24 protein-coding genes and 1 pseudogene are annotated in these 22,637 nt (G+C 73.7%); 11 read left to right on the forward strand and 14 right to left on the reverse strand.

The genetic code is table 11. The features are described from left to right. Positions 1-280, reverse strand: a pseudogene (locus tag IE329_RS14040) (transglycosylase domain-containing protein); the annotation flags it as partial. Positions 281-693: 413 nt separating this feature from the next. Between IE329_RS14040 and IE329_RS14045 the strand changes: the two are divergent. Continuing rightward, entirely contained in the window at positions 694-1,017 is a 324-nt protein-coding gene (locus IE329_RS14045) for a WhiB family transcriptional regulator (protein ID WP_030240986.1), read from the forward strand. A 33-nt stretch (positions 1,018-1,050) separates the two neighbouring features. Here the strand turns inward: IE329_RS14045 and IE329_RS14050 are convergent, their stop codons facing one another. Then, positions 1,051-2,286, reverse strand: a complete 1,236-nt coding sequence (locus IE329_RS14050; protein ID WP_190211198.1) for an ArsA family ATPase — start codon at positions 2,284-2,286, stop codon at positions 1,051-1,053. Then, complete coding sequence (locus IE329_RS14055) at positions 2,283-3,356, reverse strand: ArsA-related P-loop ATPase (protein WP_190211321.1); 1,074 nt, start codon at positions 3,354-3,356, stop codon at positions 2,283-2,285. The genes IE329_RS14050 and IE329_RS14055 overlap by 4 nt, the downstream gene beginning before the upstream one ends. A 377-nt stretch (positions 3,357-3,733) precedes the next feature. Between IE329_RS14055 and IE329_RS14060 the strand changes: the two genes are divergently transcribed. From IE329_RS14060 to IE329_RS14080, 5 genes are all read left to right on the forward strand, one after another. Then, on the forward strand, positions 3,734-3,889 hold the full coding sequence (locus IE329_RS14060; protein WP_190211199.1) for a DUF4177 domain-containing protein: 156 nt from the start codon (positions 3,734-3,736) through the stop codon (positions 3,887-3,889). Further along, positions 3,886-4,356 (forward strand): RidA family protein, encoded by a 471-nt coding sequence (locus tag IE329_RS14065; protein WP_073924655.1) that lies wholly within the window; start codon positions 3,886-3,888, stop codon positions 4,354-4,356. The genes IE329_RS14060 and IE329_RS14065 overlap by 4 nt, the downstream gene beginning before the upstream one ends. A gap of 190 nt (positions 4,357-4,546) precedes the next feature. Continuing rightward, the gene (locus tag IE329_RS14070; protein ID WP_229927428.1) at positions 4,547-5,458 is read left to right on the forward strand and encodes an NUDIX hydrolase; all 912 of its coding nucleotides are present in this window, start codon (positions 4,547-4,549) and stop codon (positions 5,456-5,458) included. Then, positions 5,421-5,612 carry a hypothetical protein gene (locus IE329_RS14075; protein WP_190211200.1) on the forward strand — a complete coding sequence of 64 codons (192 nt, stop codon included), beginning with the start codon at positions 5,421-5,423 and terminating at the stop codon, positions 5,610-5,612. The genes IE329_RS14070 and IE329_RS14075 overlap by 38 nt, the downstream gene beginning before the upstream one ends. Beyond that, entirely contained in the window at positions 5,609-6,430 is an 822-nt protein-coding gene (locus tag IE329_RS14080; protein WP_190211201.1) for an MBL fold metallo-hydrolase, read from the forward strand. Before IE329_RS14075 ends, IE329_RS14080 begins: the two co-directional genes overlap by 4 nt. 127 nt (positions 6,431-6,557) lie before the next feature. Here the strand turns inward: IE329_RS14080 and IE329_RS14085 are convergent, their stop codons facing one another. The 7 genes from IE329_RS14085 to IE329_RS14115 all read right to left on the reverse strand — a co-directional run bounded on the left by IE329_RS14085 (position 6,558) and on the right by IE329_RS14115 (position 12,610). Next, positions 6,558-7,232, reverse strand: coding sequence for a Crp/Fnr family transcriptional regulator (locus IE329_RS14085; RefSeq protein WP_073924653.1), 675 nt, complete (start codon positions 7,230-7,232; stop codon positions 6,558-6,560). Positions 7,233-7,532: 300 nt separating this feature from the next. Beyond that, positions 7,533-8,420: a prohibitin family protein gene (locus IE329_RS14090; RefSeq protein ID WP_190211202.1), complete on the reverse strand. Its 888-nt coding sequence runs from the start codon at positions 8,418-8,420 to the stop codon at positions 7,533-7,535. A 214-nt stretch (positions 8,421-8,634) separates the two neighbouring features. Continuing rightward, positions 8,635-10,038 (reverse strand): dihydrolipoyl dehydrogenase, encoded by a 1,404-nt coding sequence (gene lpdA / locus IE329_RS14095; protein ID WP_190211203.1) that lies wholly within the window; start codon positions 10,036-10,038, stop codon positions 8,635-8,637. A 262-nt stretch (positions 10,039-10,300) separates the two neighbouring features. Next, the gene (locus IE329_RS14100; protein WP_190211204.1) at positions 10,301-10,777 is read right to left on the reverse strand and encodes an iron chaperone; all 477 of its coding nucleotides are present in this window, start codon (positions 10,775-10,777) and stop codon (positions 10,301-10,303) included. 166 nt (positions 10,778-10,943) lie between these two features. Then, the gene (locus tag IE329_RS14105; RefSeq protein WP_190211205.1) at positions 10,944-11,567 is read right to left on the reverse strand and encodes a VOC family protein; all 624 of its coding nucleotides are present in this window, start codon (positions 11,565-11,567) and stop codon (positions 10,944-10,946) included. 5 nt (positions 11,568-11,572) lie between these two features. Next, positions 11,573-12,079 carry a helix-turn-helix domain-containing protein gene (locus tag IE329_RS14110; protein WP_190211206.1) on the reverse strand — a complete coding sequence of 169 codons (507 nt, stop codon included), beginning with the start codon at positions 12,077-12,079 and terminating at the stop codon, positions 11,573-11,575. Positions 12,080-12,199: 120 nt separating this feature from the next. Further along, positions 12,200-12,610, reverse strand: coding sequence for a VOC family protein (locus IE329_RS14115; protein ID WP_190211207.1), 411 nt, complete (start codon positions 12,608-12,610; stop codon positions 12,200-12,202). A 342-nt stretch (positions 12,611-12,952) separates the two neighbouring features. Between IE329_RS14115 and nth the strand changes: the two genes are divergently transcribed. From nth to IE329_RS14135, 4 genes are all read left to right on the forward strand, one after another. After that, positions 12,953-13,852 carry an endonuclease III gene (gene nth / locus IE329_RS14120; protein WP_190211208.1) on the forward strand — a complete coding sequence of 300 codons (900 nt, stop codon included), beginning with the start codon at positions 12,953-12,955 and terminating at the stop codon, positions 13,850-13,852. Further along, positions 13,771-14,580, forward strand: a complete 810-nt coding sequence (locus tag IE329_RS14125) for an NUDIX hydrolase (protein ID WP_373311183.1) — start codon at positions 13,771-13,773, stop codon at positions 14,578-14,580. Before nth ends, IE329_RS14125 begins: the two co-directional genes overlap by 82 nt. Positions 14,581-14,795: 215 nt before the next feature. Next, a complete protein-coding gene (locus tag IE329_RS14130; RefSeq protein WP_190211210.1) occupies positions 14,796-15,980 on the forward strand; it encodes a MarP family serine protease in 1,185 nt (394 codons plus the stop codon). A gap of 390 nt (positions 15,981-16,370) precedes the next feature. Beyond that, the gene (locus IE329_RS14135; protein ID WP_190211211.1) at positions 16,371-17,072 is read left to right on the forward strand and encodes a metal-dependent hydrolase; all 702 of its coding nucleotides are present in this window, start codon (positions 16,371-16,373) and stop codon (positions 17,070-17,072) included. A 105-nt stretch (positions 17,073-17,177) separates the two neighbouring features. On the opposite strand, the gene IE329_RS14140 is transcribed toward IE329_RS14135, so the two are convergent. The 4 genes from IE329_RS14140 to nhaA all read right to left on the reverse strand — a co-directional run bounded on the left by IE329_RS14140 (position 17,178) and on the right by nhaA (position 20,959). Next, positions 17,178-17,396: a hypothetical protein gene (locus IE329_RS14140; RefSeq protein WP_190211212.1), complete on the reverse strand. Its 219-nt coding sequence runs from the start codon at positions 17,394-17,396 to the stop codon at positions 17,178-17,180. Positions 17,397-17,627: 231 nt separating this feature from the next. After that, complete coding sequence (locus tag IE329_RS14145) at positions 17,628-18,650, reverse strand: alpha/beta fold hydrolase (RefSeq protein ID WP_190211213.1); 1,023 nt, start codon at positions 18,648-18,650, stop codon at positions 17,628-17,630. A gap of 262 nt (positions 18,651-18,912) precedes the next feature. Continuing rightward, the gene (locus IE329_RS14150; RefSeq protein ID WP_190211214.1) at positions 18,913-19,389 is read right to left on the reverse strand and encodes a phage holin family protein; all 477 of its coding nucleotides are present in this window, start codon (positions 19,387-19,389) and stop codon (positions 18,913-18,915) included. Between the two features lie 193 nt (positions 19,390-19,582). Next, complete coding sequence (gene nhaA, locus IE329_RS14155) at positions 19,583-20,959, reverse strand: Na+/H+ antiporter NhaA (protein ID WP_190211215.1); 1,377 nt, start codon at positions 20,957-20,959, stop codon at positions 19,583-19,585. Between the two features lie 564 nt (positions 20,960-21,523). Between nhaA and IE329_RS14160 the strand changes: the two genes are divergently transcribed. Beyond that, the gene (locus tag IE329_RS14160; protein WP_229927430.1) at positions 21,524-22,633 is read left to right on the forward strand and encodes a serine hydrolase domain-containing protein; all 1,110 of its coding nucleotides are present in this window, start codon (positions 21,524-21,526) and stop codon (positions 22,631-22,633) included. Positions 22,634-22,637: the final 4 nt, after the last annotated feature.

Below are 22,637 nucleotides of genomic sequence, written 5' to 3' on the forward strand. Positions count from 1 at the left end.
GGCCGCCCTTGGCGTCGAAGATCTGGGTCGCCTGGGAGAGCGCGGGGGTCTTGAAGTCGTCCGGGATGTTCGCGAAGCTCTCGGCGGTGTTCTTGGCCGTGAGCCCCAGGGCGCCGACGGCGGGCAGCGCCATGCCGGCCAGCAGCACTCCGGACAGCACGCTGACACCCAGGAACTTGATTCCGAGCCCCGCCTTGTCGAGCGGTGAGCCGCGTCGTTCGCCGCTCGGAGATCCTGGGTTGCCGGGGCGCTGGGATGCCATGGGGCGCTTCGGTGCCATGGGGAGAACACTACGTCTCCGAATACCGCACATGGGGGCAGGTGTTCGCCTAGGCTTGTCACAAGCTTGCGACAGCTTCGCTGTGTGAGCTTCCTTCACTCTTGTGAGTGATGAGCTTTGCCCGAAATGCCCGAGTCTGCAGTAGTTGGCACGGGTGCGCTACCGCCGAAACGGTGACTGTCCGTGGCGGTCCGCGTGGCGAGAGTTGCCAGTGTGTTCTTGGCAAGGCCTGCGACCTGCGATCACTCCAACGAGTGAGCTAGCCGGTACCCATAGTCCAATCGGGTCATTCGAGATTGGGCCCGAAGGGGCTGTTGCAACCTGCCGTTCTTCCGTAACGTCCTCAACTGGCAACGGTGAATATGCCGTTGCCGCCGTGGGGGAGCCTCGATTCGGGAGAGGACGGCGCCGGCATGGGCTGGGTAGACGACTGGAGTGCGCAGGCTGCCTGCCGCACTAGTGATCCGGACGAGTTGTTCGTCCAGGGGGCGGCGCAGAACCGCGCCAAGGCAGTGTGCAGCGGGTGTCCGGTACGGACCGAATGCCTGGCGGACGCGCTCGACAACCGGGTGGAGTTCGGGGTCTGGGGCGGTATGACGGAGCGCGAGCGCAGGGCGCTGCTGCGCCGGCGCCCGACGGTGATTTCCTGGCGGCGCCTGCTGGAGACGGCACGCACCGAGTACGAGGAGTCCCTCGCGACCGGCGTGATCCTGACGGACTACGCGCAGGCGGGCTGAGCCCCGCCGCCGAGCCGGCCGCGGGGCGCCGGGTCACTCCCCGGTGCCGCCGCCGAGCAGCTCGCCGACGGCGCGCAGTCCGTCCAGGTCGTGGACGTCACCGGGCAGGGCCGCGACCTCGACGATCGGCACGTCCGGGTACACCGACACGAAACGGTCCCGGGTGCGCCGTTCCCGTGCCATGACCTGCATCCGTTCGGCGTGCAGCCGCAGGAGTCCGGCCGCCAGCAGTTCGGCTTCGGGGGAGGCCGTCCCGGTGCCGTTCTCCTCCAGTGCCTCGGCCGCCGCCAGTGCGCGCTCGGCCGTGAGCTGCGGCGCGCCCGTGCCGTGCACCCGGTTGAGCACCAGGCCGGCCAGCGGCATCCGGTCCGCCTCCAGCCGGTCGACGAAGTACGCGGCCTCGCGCAGCGCATCCCGCTCCGGCGCCGCGACCACCAGGAAAGCCGTGCCCGGCGCCTTCAGCAGCTGGTACGTGCGGTCGGCACGCTCACGGAACCCGCCGAACATGGTGTCCGTCGCGCTGACGAAGGTCTGCACGTCGGTCAGCAGCTGAGCGCCGAAGATCTTGCCCAGGGTGCCGGTGAGCAGCCCCACCCCGACGTTCAGGAACTTCATCGCACTGCGGCCGCCGACCTTGGCGGGCGCGGCCAGCAGCCGGATCACCTTCCCGTCCAGGAAGGAGCCGAGCCGGTTCGGCGCGTCCAGGAAGTCCAGCGCGGAGCGGGACGGCGGGGTGTCGACGACGATCAGGTCCCACTCGTGGGCGTCGCGCAGCTGGCCGAGCTTCTCCATCGCCATGTACTCCTGCGTGCCCGCGAAGCCGGCCGACAGGGACTGGTAGAACGGGTTCTCCATGATCGCCTTGGCCCGCTCGGGCTCGGAGTGGGCGAGCACGACCTCGTCGAAGGTCCGCTTCATGTCGAGCATCATGGCCTGCAGCTCGCCGTCGCCGCTGACGCCCTTGACGACCCGTGGGGTGTTGTCCAGCTCGGTCAGGCCCATCGACTGGGCGAGCCGGCGGGCCGGGTCGATGGTCAGCACGACCACCTTCCGGCCGCGCTCGGCCGCCCGCAGCCCGATCGCCGCCGCCGTCGTCGTCTTGCCGACGCCGCCCGAGCCGCAGCACACCACGATCCGGGTCTCCGGGTCGTCGATCAGCCGGTCGACCGCCAGCTCGTTGCCCCGGGCCCCGGCCCGGGCGCCGTTCCCGGCTGTCCCGGCCGTGCCGCGCGCACCGCCGCGCGCGCCGTCCCTGCCGCCGCCCGTCATGCCGCCCCCTGCCGCTTCAACTCGCCCGCCAGCCGGTACAGGCCGCCGAGGTCCACGCCCTCGCTCAACAGCGGGAGTTCGTAGGTCGGCAGCTTGAGGTGCTGCAGATCGGCCCGCTGCTCGCGCTCCAGCTCGACCCGCTCGGCGTGCTCGCGGGCCTGCTCCAGCAGCGGGTCGATCAGTGGTTCGACCGCGGCCCGGACGGCGGCGCCGGTCCGCGCCCGGCCGCCGAGGCCCGCGTCGGCCAGCGCCAGGGCGACCTCCTCGCGGTGGTCGCCGTCCACGGCTGCCACCGCGGCGGCGTCCAGTATCGGCGGCCGGACCATGTTGACCAGCACCCCGCCCACCGGCAGCGCGGCCTCCCGCAGCTCGGTGAAGCCGTCCACGGTCTCCTGCACCGGCATCTCCTCCAGCAGGGTGACCAGGTGCACGGCCGTCTCCGGCGACTTCAGCACCCGCATCACCGCCTGGGCCTGGGAGTGGATCGGGCCGAACCTGGCCAGCCCGGCGACCTCGGAGTTGACGTTCAGGAACCTGGTGAGCCGGCCGGTGGGCGGCGCGTCCATCACGATCGCGTCGTACGCCCGGCGGCCGTCGGCGCCCTTGCGGCGGGCGGCCTCGCAGGCCTTGCCGGTCAGCAGGACGTCCCGGACGCCCGGGGCGATGGTGGTCGCGAAGTCCACGAAGCCGGTCTTCTGCAGGGCCTTCCCGGCCCGGCCGAGCTTGTAGAACATGTCGAGGTACTCCAGCAGGGCCTGCTCGGTGTCGATCGCGAGCGCGAACACCTCCCCGCCCCCGCCGGCGGGCTTCCCGCCCGCCTTGCCGGCGGTGCTCCGGCCGGCCCGGCGCTCGCCGCCGCCGTCCGCCGGCAGCCCGAGCTGGGCGCGCGAGACGGTGGCGATCCGGCGCTCCTCGTAGGGCAGCGCGGCGATGCCGAAGAGTTCGGCGATGCCCTGGCGGCCCTCGACCTCGATCAGCAGGGTGCGGCCGCCCTCGGCGGCCAGCGCCAGGGCCAGCGCCGCGGCCACCGTCGTCTTGCCGGTGCCGCCCTTCCCGCTGACCACGTGCAGCCGGACGCCCTCCCAGTCGCCGTCCTCGCCGGTCCGGTCCGCGGGCGCGGCGTCCTCGGGCGCTGCGCCGGCCGGCCCGCCGCCCTCCGGGTCCTCCGTCCCGCGCGGTCCGGCTGCCCCTCCGGGGTCGCGCCGGGCCGCCTGGTCGGGGGTGCGTGCCACGCTCCGTCTCCGTCCGTTCCGAGGGCCGGCACCGCGAGGTGCCCTCCCGCGAGGGTAACCAGGGACCGGGCCCGATGCCGGGAGCATTGGGATGGCCAGGTCTGATTCATGCCCCCTTTGTGGCCCACCTCACACTCCGCGCGGGCCCGCGGTGCCGCCCCCGACGCGCTTCGCGCGGCGCCGGCCGGGCCGCCTCCTCGTCTAGAGTCAGCCCCATGACCAAGTGGGAATACGTAACCGTGCCGCTGCTCGTACACGCGACCAAGCAGATCCTCGACAACTGGGGCCAGGACGGCTGGGAGCTCGTCCAGGTCGTTCCGGGGCCGAACCCCGAGCAGTTGGTGGCCTACCTCAAGCGGGAGAAGGCATGAGCCAGGTCGAGACCAAGCTGGCCGAGCTGGGTCTGAGCGTGCCCGAGGTGGCCCCGCCGGTCGCCGCGTACGTGCCGGCCGTCCGCTCGGGCGAGTACGTCTTCACCTCGGGTCAGCTCCCCATGGTGGCGGGCAAGCTGCAGACCACCGGCAAGATCGGCGCCGAGGTCACCCCCGAGGAGGGCAAGGCGCTCGCGCAGATCTGCGCGCTGAACGCGCTGGCCGCGGTGAAGGCCGTGATCGGTGACCTCGACCAGATCGAGCGGATCGTGAAGGTCGTCGGCTTCGTCGCCTCCGCCGCCGACTTCACCGGCCAGCCGGGCGTCGTCAACGGTGCCAGCGAGCTGTTCGGCCACGCCTTCGGGGCGGCCGGCGTGCACGCCCGCAGCGCGGTGGGCGTCGCGGTGCTGCCGCTGGACGCCCCGGTCGAGATCGAGATCCAGGTCCGGCTGAAGCCGCAGGCCTGACCCCCGGAGCCGCAGGCCCGCCGCCTCCGGGCCGCGGGCCTGACGCCGCTCCGCGCGCCGCCGCCCGTCCGGCCGGCGGCGCGGGGCCCGGGGCGGGGAGGCCCGGCCGGGCCCGCACCGGCGGGCGGCGGCCCGAATCGGGCGGCCTGGGCTCTGTCCAAGGCCGCCTCCGTCTGCGTAGCATCCGGACATGGATCACCAGGCGAAGTCGCTCCCGATGCCGCCGTCCTGGCCTGCCCGGATCCGGGCGGTCGAGGCCGGCGAGCTGACGCCGCCGGTGCCCAAGCCCTCCGCGACGATCGTCCTGCTGAGGGACGGCGCCGCCGGACCGGAGGCGTACCTGCTGCGCCGGCGCGCCTCGATGGCCTTCGCCGCCGGGATGTACGCCTACCCGGGCGGCGGGGTGGACCCGCGGGACGCCGACGGCGAGATCGGCTGGGCCGGTCCGAGTCCGCAGGAGTGGGGTGCCCGGCTCGGGGTCGACCCGGGCACCGCTCAGGCGGTGGTCTGCGCGGCCGTCCGGGAGACCTTCGAGGAGGCCGGCGTCCTGCTGGCCGGCCCGGACGCCTCCGGTACCGCGCCGCCGCGCGACTGGAGTGCCGAGCGGGCCGCCCTGGAGGCGCACGAGATCTCCTTCGCCGGGTTCCTCCGCGAGCACGGCCTGGTGCTGCGCAGCGACCTGCTGGCCGGCTGGGCCCGCTGGGTCACCCCGGTCTTCGAGGAGCGGCGCTACGACACCTGGTTCTTCGTCGCCGCGATGCCGCCCGGCCAGCTCGCCGCCCTTGAGGTGGGCGAGGCCGACAAGGTCGCCTGGCTCTCCCCGGCCGACGCCGTCCAGGGGTACGAGCAGGGCCGGTACGGCATGCTGCCGCCGACCGTGACCGTGTTGCGCGAACTGCTGCCGCTGCGCGCGGCCGCCGAAGCCCTGTCCGCGGCGAGCAGCCGCGGACTGGACCCGATCCTCGGCCGGGCCGAGGTGGCGGGTGATCGAATGACGGTGCGATGGTCGGGGTATGAGGAGCTGACCATCGACGGACACTACCCCCAGGAAGGACCTTCGCCCGATGAACCACAACGACGTGGATCGCCGGACGGCACCTGAGCTGCCCGCCCGAGCCCTGACCTCCCACTCCCTGACGCCCCGTGCGCTCGCCCATGACAGCGGCGGCCGGTACGGCGACGAGCCCTGGCTGCGCCCGCTGACGCGCACCGTCCCGTCGCGCCGGCTGCATCGCAGCTGCGAGGGCGGCCGGTGAGCGGTCTTCTCCCGGGTGACCCCGCCGCCGGTGTCGGCGGCGAGGCCACCCCCCGGGCACACTGCGTGCTGGCGCCGAACCCGTCACCGATGACGCTGGACGGCACCAACACCTGGCTGCTCGCCGAGCCCGGCTCGGACCTGGCCGTGGTCGTCGACCCCGGCCCGTTGGACGAGGGCCACCTGCGTCACGTGGTGGAGACCGCCGAGCGGCAGGGCCGGCGGGTGGCGCTGACCCTGCTGACCCACGGCCACGCCGACCACGCCGAGGGCGCGGCCCGCTTCGCGGAGCTGACCGGCACCAAGGTGCTCGCGCTGGACCCGGCGCACCGGCTCGGCGACGAGGGCCTGCGGCACGGGCAGCGGCTGGAGGTCGGCGGCCTGGACCTGCGGGTGGTCGGGACGCCCGGGCACACCGCCGACTCGCTCACCTTCCACCTGCCCGCCGACGGTGCCGTCCTGACCGGCGACACCGTGCTGGGCCGCGGCACCACGATGGTCGCCCACCCGGACGGGCAGCTCGGCGACTACCTGGACTCGCTGCGCCGGCTGCACACCATGGCCTCCGAGCACGGCGTCCGCACGGTGCTGCCGGGTCACGGCCCGGTGCTCGCGGACGCGCTCGGCGCGGTGGACTACTACCTCGCGCACCGCGCCAACCGGCTGGCCCAGGTCGAGACCGCCGTGGAGGCCGGCTGCCGCACCGCCGAGCAGGTGGTCGCCCGGGTCTACGCCGACGTGGACCGGGCGCTGTGGCCGGCCGCCGAACTCTCGGTCCGCGCGCAGCTGCGCTACCTGGAGGACCACGGCCTGATCTGAGCGGCGCCCCGGGCCGCCCGCCACGGCCGGGCACCCGGCAGGGGCGCCCGCACCGGTGTCCGGAGACGCCCGAGGGCCCGTGCGCCGGTGGCGTACGGGCCCTCGTCGGTGCCGGTGACGGCGGGTGTCAGCGCGAGCGCCGGGACAGCCGCTCGACGTCCATCAGGACCACGGCGCGGGCCTCCAGCTTCAGCCAGCCGCGGCCGGCGAAGTCGGCGAGCGCCTTGTTGACCGTCTCGCGGGAGGCGCCGACCAGCTGGGCCAGCTCCTCCTGGGTGAGGTCGTGGGCGACGTGGATGCCCTCGTCGGACGGCACGCCGAAGCGGCGCGAGAGGTCCAGCAGGGCCTTGGCCACGCGGCCGGGCACGTCGGAGAAGACCAGGTCGGACATCACGTCGTTGGTCCGGCGCAGGCGGCGGGCGATGGCCCGCAGCAGCGCGATGGAGACCTCCGGGCGGGCGTGCAGCCAGGGCTGCAGGTCGCCGTGGCCGAGCCCGAGCAGCTTGACCTCGGTGAGCGCGCTGGCCGTGGCGGTGCGCGGTCCGGGGTCGAAGAGCGACAGCTCGCCGATCATCTCGCTGGGGCCGAGCACCGCGAGCATGTTCTCGCGGCCGTCGGGCGAGGCCCGGTGCAGCTTGACCTTGCCCTCGGCGACCACGTAGAGGCGGTCGCCGGGGTCGCCCTCGTGGAAGAGGGACTCACCACGGGCGAGGGTCACCTCGGTCATGGAAGCGCGCAGCTCGCCGGCCTGCTCGTCGTCGAGTGCCGCGAAGAGTGCGGCGCGCCGCAGAACGTCGTCCACGTGCTTCCTCCTTCTCGGCCGTCCGCCCGTCGGGGCGGTCGGCGCAAGTCCGTACAGTGCTCTGCATCACCAAGCATGGCGCATGTCGCTCCGATCATATGAGGAGGGGGTGCGCCGGGGAGCACTGTACGGGGCCATTCGTACTCATCGGTTACATTTCGGCCCCGCTGGTCAGGGCCCGCCCGACCGGGCCGGGAGGCCGGGTCCGGCCGGTCGGGGCGGCGCCGGCGGGCCGGTCGCGCGGCGGTCGCCGGGTGCGGTCCGGCCGGGCCGGACCGGCTCCCGGACGTCGCGGGCCGGTCAGCGCTTGGTGCCGTCCACGATCACCGGGGTGCCCGCCGAGCCGCACGGGCTGGCGTAGACCGGGTTCTTCTCCGCCGCGGCCTTGAAGGCCTCGATGCACTGGCTGAGCAGGATCTTGTCGGTCAGCGAGTTGGCGATCACGCTGTTCGCGGCCGCGGTGCTCTCCGATTCGATCTTGCGCTTCTCCGCCTCCGCCTTCGCCGTCCGGGTGGCCGCCTCGGCCTGGGCGGTGGCCTGGTCCTGCTGGATCTTCTGGTCGATGGCCTTCTGCAGGCCGTCGCTCGGCTTGACGTTGCGCAGGTTGACCCCGTTCACCAGGATCCCGCGCGGGGCCAGGCGCTGGGTGATCAGCTGGTCGATCTCGGTGCTGATCGCCTCGCGCTGCGAGGAGTAGCCCTCGACGCCGGTGTGCTTGGCGAAGACGTTGCGGACTATCTCCCGGCTGTCCGGGTAGACCAGGCGCTGCTCGACGGCCTCGGCGCTGCCGGCCAGCTTGTACAGGGCCAGGGTGTGCTGCGGGTCGATGGACCACTTCACGGTGAGGTCGGCGTAGAGCACCCCGCCCTCGGAGGAGCGCACCTCCACCGTGTTGTCGCCGGTCAGGTTGAGGTCGGCCGGCCGGGTCGAGAAGGTGGTGACGTCGGTCAGCGGCGACTTCAGGTGCAGCCCGGACTGCCAGGTCCCGCCGACCTTGCCCAGCGTGGTCGGCACGCCCACCTGGTACGGGTCCACCACGTACAGGACGGTGGTGAGCCCGACGAACAGCCCGAGCGCGCCGGACAGGAGACCGCCGAAGGTGGCCCAGCCGGACGTCGTCACCCGGCGCCGTCTGAGTACGAGCAGGACCAGGGCGGCGGCGAGCAGCAGGATGGAAAGGAAGAGCATCGTCACATTCCTCGGAGTCTGGTGCGGGTCGGCCGCAGCCTAGGCACCGGCGCCCGGTCGGATCGCCGAGTTCGGACGATGTTCATGAAAGGTATGGACCACGGGCGGGCGAGCACCCCGCGGCCGCCCCGGACGCGACCGGGCCCGGCCCGCGGCGGGTGCCGCGGGCCGGGCCCGGTGCGACGTCGGCGGGCCGTCCGGCCGCCTCCGGCACTCAGAAGTTGATCATGTGCCCGGCGAGTCCGTGCACCGCTTCCTTCACGGCCTCGCCCAGGGTCGGGTGCGCGTGCACGTTGCGGGCCACCTCGTGCACGGTGAGGTCCCACTGCTGGGCCAGCGTCAGCTCGGGCAGCAGCTCGGTGACGTCCGGGCCGATCAGGTGGGCGCCGATGATCTCCCCGTACTTGGCGTCGCTGATCAGCTTCACGAAGCCGGTCGGGTCGCCCAGGCCGTGCGCCTTGCCGTTCGCGGTGAACGGGAACTTGGCGACCTTGACGTCGAAGCCCTTCTCGCGGGCCTGCGCCTCCGTCCAGCCGAAGCTGGCGATCTGCGGCTGGCAGTAGGTGGCGCGCGGGATCATCGGGTAGTCGAGCTCCATCGTCTCGGCGTCCGCGATCGTCTCGGCGGCGACCACGCCCATGGCCTCGGCGGTGTGCGCGAGCATCAGCTTGGCGGTCACGTCGCCGATCGCGTAGATGTGCGGCACCGAGGTGCGGCAGCGGCCGTCCACGTCGATCGCGCCGCGCTCGGTGAGCCGCACGCCGGTGGCCTCCAGGCCGTAGCCGGTGACGTTCGGCGCGAAACCGATCGCCTGGAGGACCTTGTCGGCCTCCAGCACCTGCTGGACGCCGTCCTTGCCGGTGACGGTGACCCGCACCTGCGCCCCGGACTCGTCGATCGACTCCACCCGGGTCGAGGTCAGCACGTCGATGCCGAGCTTGCGGTACTGCTTGGCCAGCTCCGCCGAGACGTCCGCGTCCTCCAGCGGGGCGATCCGGTCCAGGAACTCGACGACGGTGACCTTGACGCCGTAGTTGTGCAGCACGTACGCGAACTCGATGCCGATCGCCCCGGCGCCCGCGATCACGATCGAGCGCGGCACGTCCTCGGCCAGGATCTGCTCCTCGTACGTGACGACCCGCTCGCTGCGGCTGGTGCCGGGCAGCAGGCGGGGGGTCGCGCCGGTGGCGATGATGCAGTCGCCGAAGCCGATCGTCCGGGTGCTGCCGTCCGACAGTGCGACCTGCAGGGTGTTCGCGTCGAGGAAGGTGCCGCGGCCGTCGAACTCGGCTATGCCGTTCTTCTTCATCAGGTAGTGGACGCCCTTGACCCGGCCGTCAGCGACCCGGCGGCTGCGCTTGAACGCCTCGTTGTAGTCGAAGGAGACCTCGCCGTCGACCTTGATCCCGAAGGTCTTCGCCTCGTGGGTGAAGATGTGGGCCAGCTCGGCGTTGCGCAGCAGCGCCTTGGTCGGGATGCAGCCGACGTTCAGGCAGACGCCGCCCCAGTACTTCTCCTCGACCACCGCGACCCGCTTGCCCAGCTGGGCGGCCCGGATGGCGGCCACGTAGCCGCCGGGGCCCGCACCGAGTACGACGACGTCGAACTGCTCGTCCATGGGGGAGTTCCTTCCGATGAGGGTTTGTTCAGCGCCGGCCGGACCGGCTGTCCACCCGTCCGGGGCGGCTTCGGACACCGTCCGGCTCAAGAAGATCACACCGGGCCCCGCCGGGGCGACGAGACGGTCGCATCCCCGCTCGCCGGGGCGCGCGCTGCCGCGCTGTGCGCCCCTGGCCATGATCCACGAGCCGGGCCGCCACGGCCTGCCGGGGCCGCCGGGCCTGCGCGGGCACCCCGTCGGCCACCCCCTCGGCCGGCCCTCAGCCCACGGCCCTCCTGACCAGCTCCGCGATCTGCGCCTCGACGGCGGGGGTCAGCCCGGCCAGCGCGAAGGCGGTCGGCCACAGGGTGCCGTCGTCCAGGGCCGCCTGGTCGCTGAAGCCCAGCGTGGCGTACCGCGACTTGAACTTCTGCGCGCTCTGGAAGAAACAGACGATCTTGCCGTCCTTGGCGTACGCGGGCATCCCGTACCAGGTCTTGGGCATGAGGTCCGGTGCGGCGGCCCTGACGATGGCGTGCACCCGCTCGGCGAGCGCGCGGTCCGCCTCCGTCATCTCGGCGATCTTCGCGAGCACCTCGGACTCCGGGTCCGCCTTCGCCGCCTTCGCGCCGCGGGGCCCGGCCGTCTTCAGCTCCCGGGAGCGCTCCTTCATCGCGCTGCGCTCCTCGTCCGTGAAGCCGTCGTACTTCTCGGCGGCCGCGGTGGCGCTCTTGCCGGACGTCTGGGTGCTCTTCATTGCGGTTCCTCTCGGACAGGGCCGGTCAGGTGCGGAAGGGGTGGCGGTGGGCCGGCCGGGCCCGGGCGGACCCGGCGGCGGCTCGACCTGCGTCGGTGTGTCGGTGTGTCGGTGCGTGTGTGCGGGGCCTGCGCGGACGGCGTCCGCCGTGCGCCGGCGGCGCGGGTCAGGCCGCGGGCACCGGCGCGGCGGCCTCCCAGGCGAAGCCGTCCGGGTCGCTGAACGGGCCGCCGTCGCCGCTGAGCACCAGCCGGTGCGAGCCGGTGCCGTCGACCGGGACGCCGACGTCCTTGGCGAGCGCGCGGCGCCCGTACAGCGCCAGCTTGACGGCGCTCGACGGGGTGGCGAACTCGACGTACTTGCGGCCGAAGCTCTTCGCCACCGCCAGGCCGCGCCCGACGTAGAACTTCCGGCTCGCGGCCACGTCCGAGGCCCCCAGCAGGAGCACCATCTCGTCGATCTCCCGGGTGGCCGGGCCGGTGTTCTTCTTCGCCGAGGTGGCGATCTTCCAGATGGTGCCGTCCGGGGCCTGCACCACGCCGCCGTAGCCCCAGAACGACTTGGCGGCGGGCTTCAGCGCGGTGGCGCCGGCGTCCAGGGCCGCGCCGACCAGGTTGTCGACGGTGCCCGGCTGCGACACCGTGAGCGACAGCGAGAACCCGCGGAAGCCGGTCGTCGGCTCCGCCGAGGCCCGCAGGCGCACCCGGTCGCCCGGACCGAAGGCGGTGTAGAAGCTTTCGGCGGCCGTGGTGTCGGCCACCTCGATGGTGAGGAATTCAATGGTTGCCATGACAGTCACGCTAGGTGGGGCTCGGAGGCCGGCGCTTCTCGATTCCTGACCGGTCCGCCCGGGGGCTTCGGCTGGCTCGGCAGCGTTCCCGTGGCTGTGCCCTTGGCTGTGCCCTTGGCTGTGGCCGTGGCCGTGGCCGTGGCCGTGGCCCGGCGCCGGGGAGCGGCGGGCGGCCCGCCGGTCAGCTCGGCGAAGCGCGCGGCGAAGATGCCCGGCGAGGCGCAGCCGACCGCCGACCAGGCCTCGGCGGCGTCGAGGCCGCCGAGGCGCAGCAGCGCCGTGGCGTGCGCGATGCGCCGCACCGTCAGATAGGCGTACAGCGAACGGCCGTAGGCCAGCCGGAACTCACGGCTCAGCTGCCCGGCCGGCATGCCCACGTCGCGGGCCAGCGCCTCGACGTCCAGCGGCTGCCGGTACTCCCGGTCGATCCGGTCCCGCACGCGGCGCAGCCGCGCGAGGTCGTTCAGGTGCTGCGCCGCGATGCGTGCGCGATGCCACCCGGGATGGCACATGTCAGGACTCCTCCTGTCGGTGTCCGCGAGCACCCGGTGCCTCTGCCGAGGCGGACGGCGGGGTGCCCGCCGGTTTGGCTGCGGCCGGCCCGTCCTGGCCGAACCGGTGACCGAGCCGGCTCAGCCCACCTCCTGGATCCGGACCAGGTTGCCCGCCGGGTCGCGGAAGGCGCAGTCGCGGATGCCGTACGGCTGCCGGGTCGGCTCCTGGACCACCTCGGCGTCGCCGGCCTGCAGCTTCTCGAAGGTGCCGTCGAGGTCCCGGGTGGCCAGCAGGATCCAGCCGTACGTGCCCTTGGCCATCATCTGGGTGATGGTGCGGCGCTCCTCCTCGGTGATCCCGGGGTCGGCGGCCGGCGGCGCCAGCAGGATGGAGGTGCCGGGCTGGCCGACGGGGCCGACCGTGATCCAGCGCATCGTCCCCGTCCCGACGTCGCTGCGGACCTCGAAACCGAGCACGTCGCGGTAGAAGGCGAGGGACGCGTCCGGGTCGTCGTGCGGCAGGAAGCTGGTGTGAATGGTGATGTCCATGGTCGTCACGGTAGCGGCGGCCCGGTGGCCGGCGCTTCTCGAATCCTGATGTGTTCCGCGTCCCCTCCTCCCGTCGTCCGCGCGGGCATCTCCGGCGCCGGGCGGCCCGGCTGTCGGTGTGTCAGCCAAGATCGTCGCAACCTCCCCGGGGCGTCGCGACGCGCTGCGGCCCGCCTGCTGCCCGCTGGCCGAGGCCCGGCGAGCCCCGGGCCGGATCCGGAGCCGAAACCGGACTCGGAGCCGAAGTCACGGCCGGAACGGGAGCCGGAGCCGGGCTCCGACCGCCCGGCCGTCCTCGTGAACGAGCTTCGTGGCCCCCCTCCCGCGGCGTAGCCTTCGTGCATGGCAGAGAGCAAGGCCCGGAAGACTGCGACCAAGGCCCCGGTGAAGGCAGCGGTGAAGCCGGCCGCGAAGCCGGCCAAGAGGCCGAGGAAGCCGGAGTCCCACCTGGCGATGGTGCGGCGTGCGCGGAAGATCAACCGCGAGCTGGCGGAGCTGTACCCGTACGCGCACCCGGAGCTGGACTTCGAGAACCCCTTCGAGCTGCTGGTGGCCACCGTGCTGTCGGCGCAGACCACCGACCTGCGGGTGAACCAGACCACGCCGGTGCTGTTCGCGAAGTACCCGACGCCCGAGGACATGGCGGCGGCGGTGCCGGAGGAGCTGGAGGAGATCATCCGGCCGACCGGCTTCTTCCGGGCGAAGGCCCGCTCGCTGCTCGGCCTCTCGGCCGCGCTGCGGGACCGCTTCGGCGGCGAGGTGCCCGGACGCCTGGAGGACCTGGTCACCCTGCCCGGCGTCGGCCGGAAGACCGCGAACGTGGTGCTCGGCAACGCCTTCGGAGTGCCGGGGATCACCGTCGACACCCACTTCGGGCGCCTCGCGCGGCGCTTCGGCTGGACCGCCGAGGAGGACCCGGAGAAGGTCGAGGCGGCGGTCGCCGAGATCTTCCCGAAGTCCGAGTGGACGATGCTCTCGCACCGCGTGGTGTTCCACGGCCGGCGCGTCTGCCACTCCCGCAAGCCCGCCTGCGGCGCCTGTCCGATCGCCCCGCTCTGCCCCTCCTACGGGGAGGGCGAGACGGACCCGGAGAAGGCGCGGAAGCTGCTGAAGTACGAGCTGGGCGGCCAGCCGGGCCAGCGGCTGCGGCCGCCGGCCGGATACCCGGGACTGCCCGCGGCGCCCGGCGCGGGTGGTGCGGCAGGCCCTGGAGCCGGCGACGGGCAGGGGGAGGTCGCGTGAGCACGCGGATCGAGCGGGACGGCCTGCCGGCCTGGCTGCTGCCCGTCCGGGACGCCGCGGAGACCGTCCGGCCGGAACAGCTGAGCCGGTTCCTGCCGCCGGCCGAAGGGGGACGGCCCTCCGCGGTGCTGATGCTCTTCGGCGAGGGGCCGTCCGGTCCGGACCTGCTGCTGATCGAGCGGGCCCGCTCGCTGCGCTCGCACGCCGGCCAGTCGTCCTTCCCCGGCGGCGCGCTGGACCCGGAGGACGGCGACCCGCAGGGGCCCGGGCCGGTCGCGGCGGCGCTGCGGGAGGCCTGGGAGGAGACCGGCCTCGACCCGTCCGGCGTGCAGGTCTTCGCGACCCTCCCGGCGCTGTACATCCCGGTGAGCCGGTTCGTCGTCACCCCCGTGCTCGGCTGGTGGCGCCGGGAGAGCCCGGTCGGACCGGTGGACCAGGCCGAGACCGGCGCGGTGTTCCGGGTGCCGATCGCCGAGCTCACCGACCCGGCCAACCGGGCCAGGCTGCGGCACCCCTCGGGCCACCTCGGTCCGGCCTTCGCGGTCGCCGACCGGCTGGTCTGGGGGTTCACCGCCGGGGTGATCGACCGGGTGCTGCACCACAGCGGCCTGGAGCGCCCCTGGGACACCAGCAGGACGCTGGCCCTCAGCGAGGAGGCCATCGACCTGGCCCAGGCCAGTCTCGGCCGCTCCGGCGCCCTGCTGGGCGACACTCCCGCCGCCGGCTAGCCGCCGGGAGTCGCGGACAGCGGCCGGGAGCCGCCGGCCGAGCCGCCGCGCGAGTTGCCGGGCGGAGCGGCTGGACCGCCGCCGAAGAGTCGCAGGCCGGACGCCCCGCGCCCGGGTCGTCCGGGGTCGTCCGGGGTTGTCCCGGCGCAAACGGGGGAGGAGCGGTTCACCGAGCCTGGTGCCCGCCCGGCGCGAGGCCGTGGGAGGGTGTCCGGGTGAACGTCCTGGATCTGCTGTTGATCGTCGCCGCGATCGGCTTCGCCGTGTCCGGGTACCGGCAGGGATTCGTGGTGGGCGTCCTGTCGGTCCTGGGCTTCCTCGGTGGTGGCCTGATCGCCGTGCAGCTGCTCCCGCTGCTGCTCAGCCACCTCAGTCCGGGCACCACCGCCTCGGTGGTGGCGGTCGTGGTGGTGATCGTGCTGGCGGCGATCGGGCAGGCCGTCACCACGCACTTCGGCTGGAAACTGCGCGGCCACATCGACCGCAAGCCCGCCAAGGTGCTGGACGCGGCCGGCGGGTCCGTGGTCAACGTGATCTCGATGCTGCTGGTGGCCTGGCTGATCGGGTCGGCGCTGGCCGGCACCTCGCTGCCGACCGTCTCCAAGCAGGTCCGGACGTCCGTGGTGCTCGGCGGCGTCCAGGACACCCTGCCGGGCGACGCCCCGAACTGGTTCTCCGACTTCTCCAAGGCGCTCGCCCGCAACGGCTTCCCGCAGGTCTTCAACCCCTTCGAGCACGAGCCGATCACCGAGGTCTCGCCGCCCGACCCGGCGCTGGCCGCCGGCCCGGCGGTGGCCAAGGCGAGGCAGTCCCTGGTGAAGGTGGTCGGCACCGCGACCTCCTGCGGCAAGACCCTGGAGGGCAGCGGGTTCGTCTACGCCCCGCACCGGGTGATGACCAACGCCCACGTGGTCGGCGGGGTCGACGAGCCGACCGTGCAGGTCGGCGGCGTCGGGCCGCTCTACGACGCGACCGTGGTCAGCTACGACTGGCAGCGCGACATCGCGATCCTGGACGTCCCCAAGCTCAACGCCCCGGCGCTGGCCTTCGCCGGCGAGGCCCGGACCAACGACAGCGCGGTGGTGGCCGGGTTCCCCGAGAACGGCGCCTTCAACGTGCAGCCGGCCCGCATCCGCGGCCGGATCCAGGCCAACGGGCCGGACATCTACCACCGCGGCCAGGTCGTCCGCGACGTGTACTCGGTGCGCTCGCTGATCCGCCAGGGCAACAGCGGCGGCCCGCTGCTCACCCCGGACGGTCAGGTCTACGGCGTGGTCTTCGCCAAGTCGCTGGACAGCGCCGACACCGGCTACGTGCTGACCGCCGCCGAGGTCCGCGGGGACGCCGAGAAGGGCGCCACGGCCACGGCCAGGGTGGACACCGAGGGCTGCGCGCTCTGAGCCGGCCGCCCCACCGTCGCGGAGCCGCCGGTGGCACCGCCCGGGCACCCCGGCCTGCGCTCGCGTGACCCTGCGGACCCCTGCGGACCCCTGCGGACGCCTGCGTGTCCGCGCGTGGCCCTGCGTACCGCCGCGTGGCCCTGTGCACCGCCGCGTGTCCTCGCGTACCGCCGCGCGCAGGCCCGTAGGCGTACGGGTGCCCCGGGCGGGTATCCGTACGGCTGGACGGGCCCGGCGGCCTCCGCCGGCGGCCCGGGCGCTGCTGATAGCGTCGGCGCGGCTCACCCGTCCGGCTCAGCCGGCCCTGGTGGTGGACCCGCCGGGGCGTCGTACGGCGACGTGACGGAAGCGGCCACCCGACGGGGAGCACGCGATGAGGGGGAGTACTCCATGATGGGTCACTCGCACGCGGTCAGCGGCGCGATGCTGTACGCGGGCTCGGCGCCGTTCCTGCCCCCGCTGCTGCTGCACACCACGCTCCAGCCCGCCGACATACTCATGGGCACGGTGCTCTGCGCGGGTGCGGCCCTGCTGCCCGACCTCGACCACCACGACGGGACGATCGCCAACTTCCTCGGCCCGGTCTCCAAGGTGCTCTGCCGCTTCGTCGCCTGGATCTCCGGCGGGCACCGGCACGCCACCCACTCGCTGCTGTTCGTCGCGCTGATGGGCGCGGGCAGCTGGGCGGGCGTGACGTTCGTCGGCCGCAACTTCACCCTCGGCCTGACGTTCTTCCTGCTCGCGCTGGCGATCGTGGCCCTGCGGCTGCACCCGCCCGGCGACGGCCCGGCGAGTTGGATCACCATCATCGGCCTCGCCGCGCTGGGCACGGCCGGCATGAACAAGTGGATGCCGAGCGCGCCGGGCTGGCTGCCGTACGCGGTGGCGCTGGGCACGCTGGCGCATCTGCTCGGCGACTGCCTCACCAAGAAGGGCGCGCCGCTGCTCTGGCCGCACAAGGAGCGTTACGAGCTGGTGCTGATCAAGCGCAGCGGCAACAGCGTGGAGACCAAGGTGCTGGTGCCGGTCATGTCGCTGGCGACCTTCGTCCTGCTCTGGTTCACGGCGGTGTCGCCCGGCATCCTCGGCTGACGGGGGCGGCGGCCCGCCGAGGCGGCCGCCGCCCGCACGGTCACGGCCAGGCGGTCACGGCCCGGAACGGGCGGTCGCGGGGCGGGGCGGGGCGGCCCGGGGCCCTCAGGTGTCGCGCCGCAGGCGGGCGCCGACCCAGCGGGCCCGGCGGCCGATGATGCGGGGGATGCCCAGCTGTCGCGGGCCGCCCCGGCTGGACCGGTGCTCCGGCCCGTCGTATCCGAGGTCGTCCGCCCAGTCGGACCGGTGTACGAGGCTCTGCGAGCTGCGGCTGGTACGGCGTCGACTGCGCGGCGCTGCGCTGCGATCGGGCATCCAGGTCATACCGGAAAGATGCCCCTGGGCCGCTTGGAGTAACCACCTGGCGGGGTCTCGAATTGGCCTATGCGTTTGTCATATGAGCGCAACATAAAGACAGTTGATGGCGCGACGCTCCACCTCCGGCGGCCACCCGCCCGGCCCGGAGGCCCTCGCTCGGGGAACGGTCCCCGCCCCGCCCCGGACCGGGGCGGGCTCCGGAACCGGCCCCGGACTCCGTCCCGGGCGGTGCCGGCGTCAGTCCTTGTGCCGGCCGATCCAGTCGATCAGCTCCGCCGAGAACTCCTCCGGCGCCTCCTCGTGCGGGAAGTGCCCGACTCCCGGCATGAGCCGCCACCGGTAGGGAGCCGTCACGTACTCGCCGCCGCCCAGCGCGGTGTGCGACAGCAGGACCGGGTCGGCGGCGCCCTGGACGTGCAGGGTCGGCGCGGTGATCGGCTTCTTCATCCGGCGGGCGAACTGGATGCCGTCCGGCCGGGCCATCGAGCGCAGCAGCCAGCGGTACGGCTCGATCGAGCAGTGCGCCGTGCTGGGGATCTGGATCGCCTGCCGGTACGCGGCCACCGCCGCGCGGTCCAACTGGTTCGGGCCGGTCCAGGCGTCGAGGTAGCGGCCCACCAGTGCGCCGTCGTCGGCGACCAGACGGCGTTCCGGTATCCACGGACGCTGGAAGCTCAGCACGTGCTCGAAGGCGGCCAGCTGGCGGCGGTCGGTGAGCAGTGCCCGGCGCAGGTCACGGGGGTGCGCGGCGGAGACCGCCGTCAGGCTCTGGATCACCGAGGGCCGCATCACGGCCGCCACCCAGGACAGCGTGCCGCCGGAGGCGTGGCCGACCAGGTGCGCGCGCCGCTCGCCCAGCGAGCGGATCACGCCGGTGATGTCCAGGGCCAGGTTGCCGGGGTCGTACCCGCGCGGAGTGCGGTCGCTGCCGCCGACGCCCCGCAGGTCCAGTGCGACGGCCCGGTAGCCGGCCTCGGCCAGCGCGGTCATCTGGTGCCGCCAGGCCCACCAGTACTGCGGCCAGCCGTGCACCAGCAGGACGAGCGGGCCCGTGCCCAGTTCGGCGATGTGGAACCGGGCCCCGTTGGCCGCGAGGTCGCGGTGCGTCCACGGCCCCGCCTGCCGGATGCTCCAGTCGGCCGCGGCGTCGCCGCCGGCGCCTCCCGGACCGGTGGCTCCCGGGACGGCATCGCCGGGGACGTCACCGGAGGAGGGCTGCGACGGCTGGGGCTGGGGCACGGGCTTCTGGTCGAGCGGCATAGCGAGAGCGTGTCATATCCGCGCGTCGCAGGCGTGCCCGGCACTCGTACTGGCCGCCGCCGATCCGGCCGCCCGCGATCCGGCGGCGCCTGGCCGACGCGCCCGCCGACGCCCCGGCCGGGGCCACGGGGGACGGTCCGGCCGGGCAGGTGACGGGGCGTGGCCCGGCCCGGCCGTCGCAGGAGCGCTGCCGCGGTCCGGGCCGACGGCTGCGGTCCGGGGAGCGTCCAGGGGCGGTCGGGGCGGGCGCGGGCGGGAGCGGTCAGGGGCGGCGGCCCAGGCCCCGGTCGATCTCCTCCTGGGTGGCCGGCCGGGGCCTGGCGTTCTTGAGCACGTCGGCCGTCGCCTGGGCGCCCTCGATCGTGCGGCGCGGCGGCTCGATCTTCTTGAACGAGCGCAGCGCGAGCAGGCCGAGGACGACCGCCAGCAGCAGGTAGACGCCGGCCACGATCAGGAAGGACCAGCCCAGGGTGATGCCCAGGGCGTGCAGCCCGAAGGCCGCCGCGGCACTCAGCATCGGGACGGCGGCGAGCGCGACCACGCCGGCCACCGCGAGCGAGACACCGCCGGAGACACCGCGCTTGACGTCCTGCCTGATCTCGGCCTTGGCCAGCGCGATCTCGTCGTGCACCAGGGCGGACAGGTCGGCCGTGGCCTCGGCGAAGAGCTGCCCGACCGAACGCTCGCCCTCGTAGGGCGCCCGGCCGATGCTGGACGGGTCTGCGGCTCCTGCGGGCATCAGCGTTCTCCTCTGCGGCTTCTGTGCACTGTCGACAGCTCAGAATCATGCCCCTACCGGTGAGTCGGACACCACTCCGGGGGGCCGGCGGAGCGGCGTGTCCGAGCCACGCGTACCCGTCCGGCAGCCCGGCGCGTCCTCGGGGCCGGCCGGATCGCACCGGAGGGACGCGGTGGCCGGCCGCTGCCCCGGATCACTGCGGCGGGTCGGGCCGGCGGTCCGTCCGGGCCTGCCAGGCCGGGTCGTCCTGCTGGTAGATGTCGGGGATGCCGTCGTGGTCCACGTCGGCGTTCTCCTCGTCGACCAGCCGGCGGTAGTGCCGGTTCCGCAGTTTGAGCAGGACGGTGGCGAAGACCGCGCAGAGCAGCGACCCCATCAGGACGGCCGCCTTCGCCCGGTCGGCCAGCGCCGCGTCCTCGGTGAAGGCCAGCTCGCTGATCAGCAGGGAGACGGTGAAGCCGATGCCGGCCAGGGTGGCCACCGCGAACAGGTCCGACCAGGTGAGCTGCGGATTGAGTTCCGCGCGGGTGAACCTGGCGGCCAGCCAGGTGCCGCCGAAGACGCCGACCGTCTTGCCCACCAGCAGGCCGATGATGATCCCGAGCGGGGCCGCCTGGCTGAAAACCTCGGCGAGCGCCGGACCGGAGATCGTCACCCCGGCGGCGAACAGCGCGAACACCGGGACGGCGAAGCCGGCCGAGAGCGGGCGCACCAGGTGCTCGATGTGCTCGCCGGGGGAGTACTTCTCGTCGCCGACCTTGTGGCAGCGCAGGATCAGGCCCATCGCCACGCCGGCGACCGTCGCGTGCACGCCGCTCTCGTGCATCAGCGCCCACACCACGAAGGCCAGCGGCACGTACAGGTACCAGCCGTGCAACCCGCGGCGGTGCAGGAACCAGAACAGGACCAGGCCGGCGACGGAGAGCCCGAGCGCCCAGAACTTGATGCCGGAGCTGTAGAAGACGGCGATGATCAGGATCGCGACCAGGTCGTCCACCACCGCCAGGGTGAGCAGGAACGCCCGCAGAGCGGAGGGCAGGTGACTGCCCACCACGGCCAGGACGCCGAGGGCGAACGCGATGTCGGTGGCGGTCGGGATCGCCCAGCCGCCCAGGTGGCCGCTGGTCGCGTTCACGACGGCGTAGATCACCGCGGGCAGGGCGACGCCGCAGATCGCCGCGATCACCGGCAGCGCCGCCGCGCTCGGCGTGCGCAGCTCCCCGGCCACGAACTCGCGCTTGAGCTCGATGCCGGCCACGAAGAAGAAGATCGCCAGCAGGCCGTCGTTGGCCCAGGTGCCGAGGCTGAGGTCAAGGTGGAGCGGCGTGGAGGGGCCGATCGTGTAGTCCACCACGCTCTCGTAGGAATGCGGCCAGGCGTTCGCCCAGATCAGGGCCGCGATCGCGAAGAGCAGCAGCAGGATGCCGCCGACCGTCTCGGTGCGCAGCGCGTCCGTGATGTACGTGCGCTCGGGCAGCGACAGCCGGCCGAGGAACTGGCGGCCTCGGGGCGTCGGTTCGGCGGGTGGCCGGCTGGTCACGGGGGGACCTCCTGGGGGCGGGAACGGCATCCGGATACACCTGTGGTGCAGTGCCGACCAGACTTCCCGGCGCGCCCTGTGACCCATCCACGATCTTGATGCGTCGTTGACAGTCTAGGGGGCGGCGCGAGGAGATATCCGTTTTGTGCATTTTAGGACGATCGGCTCGGTCCGTCGGGGGAGCCCGCCCCGAATGGCGGCGGGCGGGTGCAGACGGGTGACCTGCTCCTTATCGTCGGTCGAAGGCGCCACCCGGACGGGGCGGCGCCTTTCGACCGGAACGGAGACACCCATGCCCAGCGAGGAGGCGGACGGCCCCGAGGCCGTGCCGCACGCCATAGCCGGGGGCGAGGGCGCGCAGAGCGTCCCGCCCCTGTTATCCGCCCGCCCGCGGCCTGCCCGGACGCGGTCCGCCGCCACGCGGTCCGCCGTTTTGCAGCCCGCGCCTACGAGGTCCGCCCGGCCGGGGCGGATCCGGCCCGCCGGCTTCCCGGTGGCCTGTTCTTGCGGTGCCGGTTCCCGGGGCGCCGCCACCGGGGCCACCGGTTCTCGGAACGCACGCTCGCGGAACGCCGGTTCCCGGGGCGCCGACCGATGAACGCCGATCTGATGGACCGTCCGGCGCCCGACCTCGAACCCCTGCTCCGCCCGCTCTTCCACGCGGCCGCCCCCGGCGCCGCCGTGGCCGTGGCCGTGATCCGTGGCGGCGAGCGCACCGTCTCCTGCCGTGGCTACACCGACCGGATCGGGGTGCGACCCGTCCGGGCCGACACCCGGTTCGAGATCGGCTCGGTCACCAAGACGTTCACCGCCCTGCTGCTCGCCGAGATGGCGGCCCGCGGTGACGTCCGGTACGACGACCCGATCGACCGCTACCTGCCGGCCGACGCGGCCCCCGGCTACCCGCACGAACGACCGATCACCCTGCTCCACCTGGCGACCCACACCTCGGGCCTGCCCCGGCTCCCGGTCGGGCTCACCCCGGCGGCCGTGCCCCGCTGGTTCACCAAGCCGTACGCGACCTTCGGGCCGTCGCACCTGATGCGCGCGCTGCCCCGCACCCCCGTGCGCGGCACGCCCGGGGCCCAGGTGCGGTACTCCAACCTCGGCTGCGGCCTGCTCGGCCTGGTGCTGGCGAACGCGGCCGGCCAGCGGTACGAGGAGTTGCTGCTCTCCCGCATCTGCGGGCCGCTCGGCCTGGTCGACACCTCCTGCGGCCCCGGCGGCGAGCCCGCCACCGGGTACCGGCGCGGCCGGCGGGTCCCCTCGTTCCGGCTGCCGGCCCTGCCCGGTGCGGCGGCGTTGCGCTCCACCGCCGACGACATGCTCCGCTACCTGCAGGCCCACCTCGCCCTGGACGCCGTTCCGCTCCCCGAGCGCACCGACGCCACGGCGCTGCGCACGGCCCTCGGCGAGGTCCTGACACCCAGGGTGGGCCGCCGCCGGACGGGCGTGCGGATCTGCCTGGGGTGGAACCAGCGCTCCCTGGACGAGCGGCCCTCCCTCGACGGGGGAGACGAGGCCGACGGGCTGGTCTACCACGCGGGCGCCACTCGTGGCTTCACGACCTTCGTCGGCTTCAGCCCGAGCACGCAGGTCGGCCTGGCCGTGATGGCCGGGACGCAGCCGGTGCGTGGCCGGGGCTTCGTCCAGGGCGCCTACGACACGCTGCGGACCCTGGTGGCCGAGCGGCGCGCCGAGTAGCCCC

The sequence above is a fragment of the Kitasatospora indigofera genome (assembly GCF_014655955.1).
In the GTDB taxonomy this organism is placed as follows: Bacteria; Actinomycetota; Actinomycetes; order Streptomycetales; family Streptomycetaceae; genus Kitasatospora; species Kitasatospora indigofera.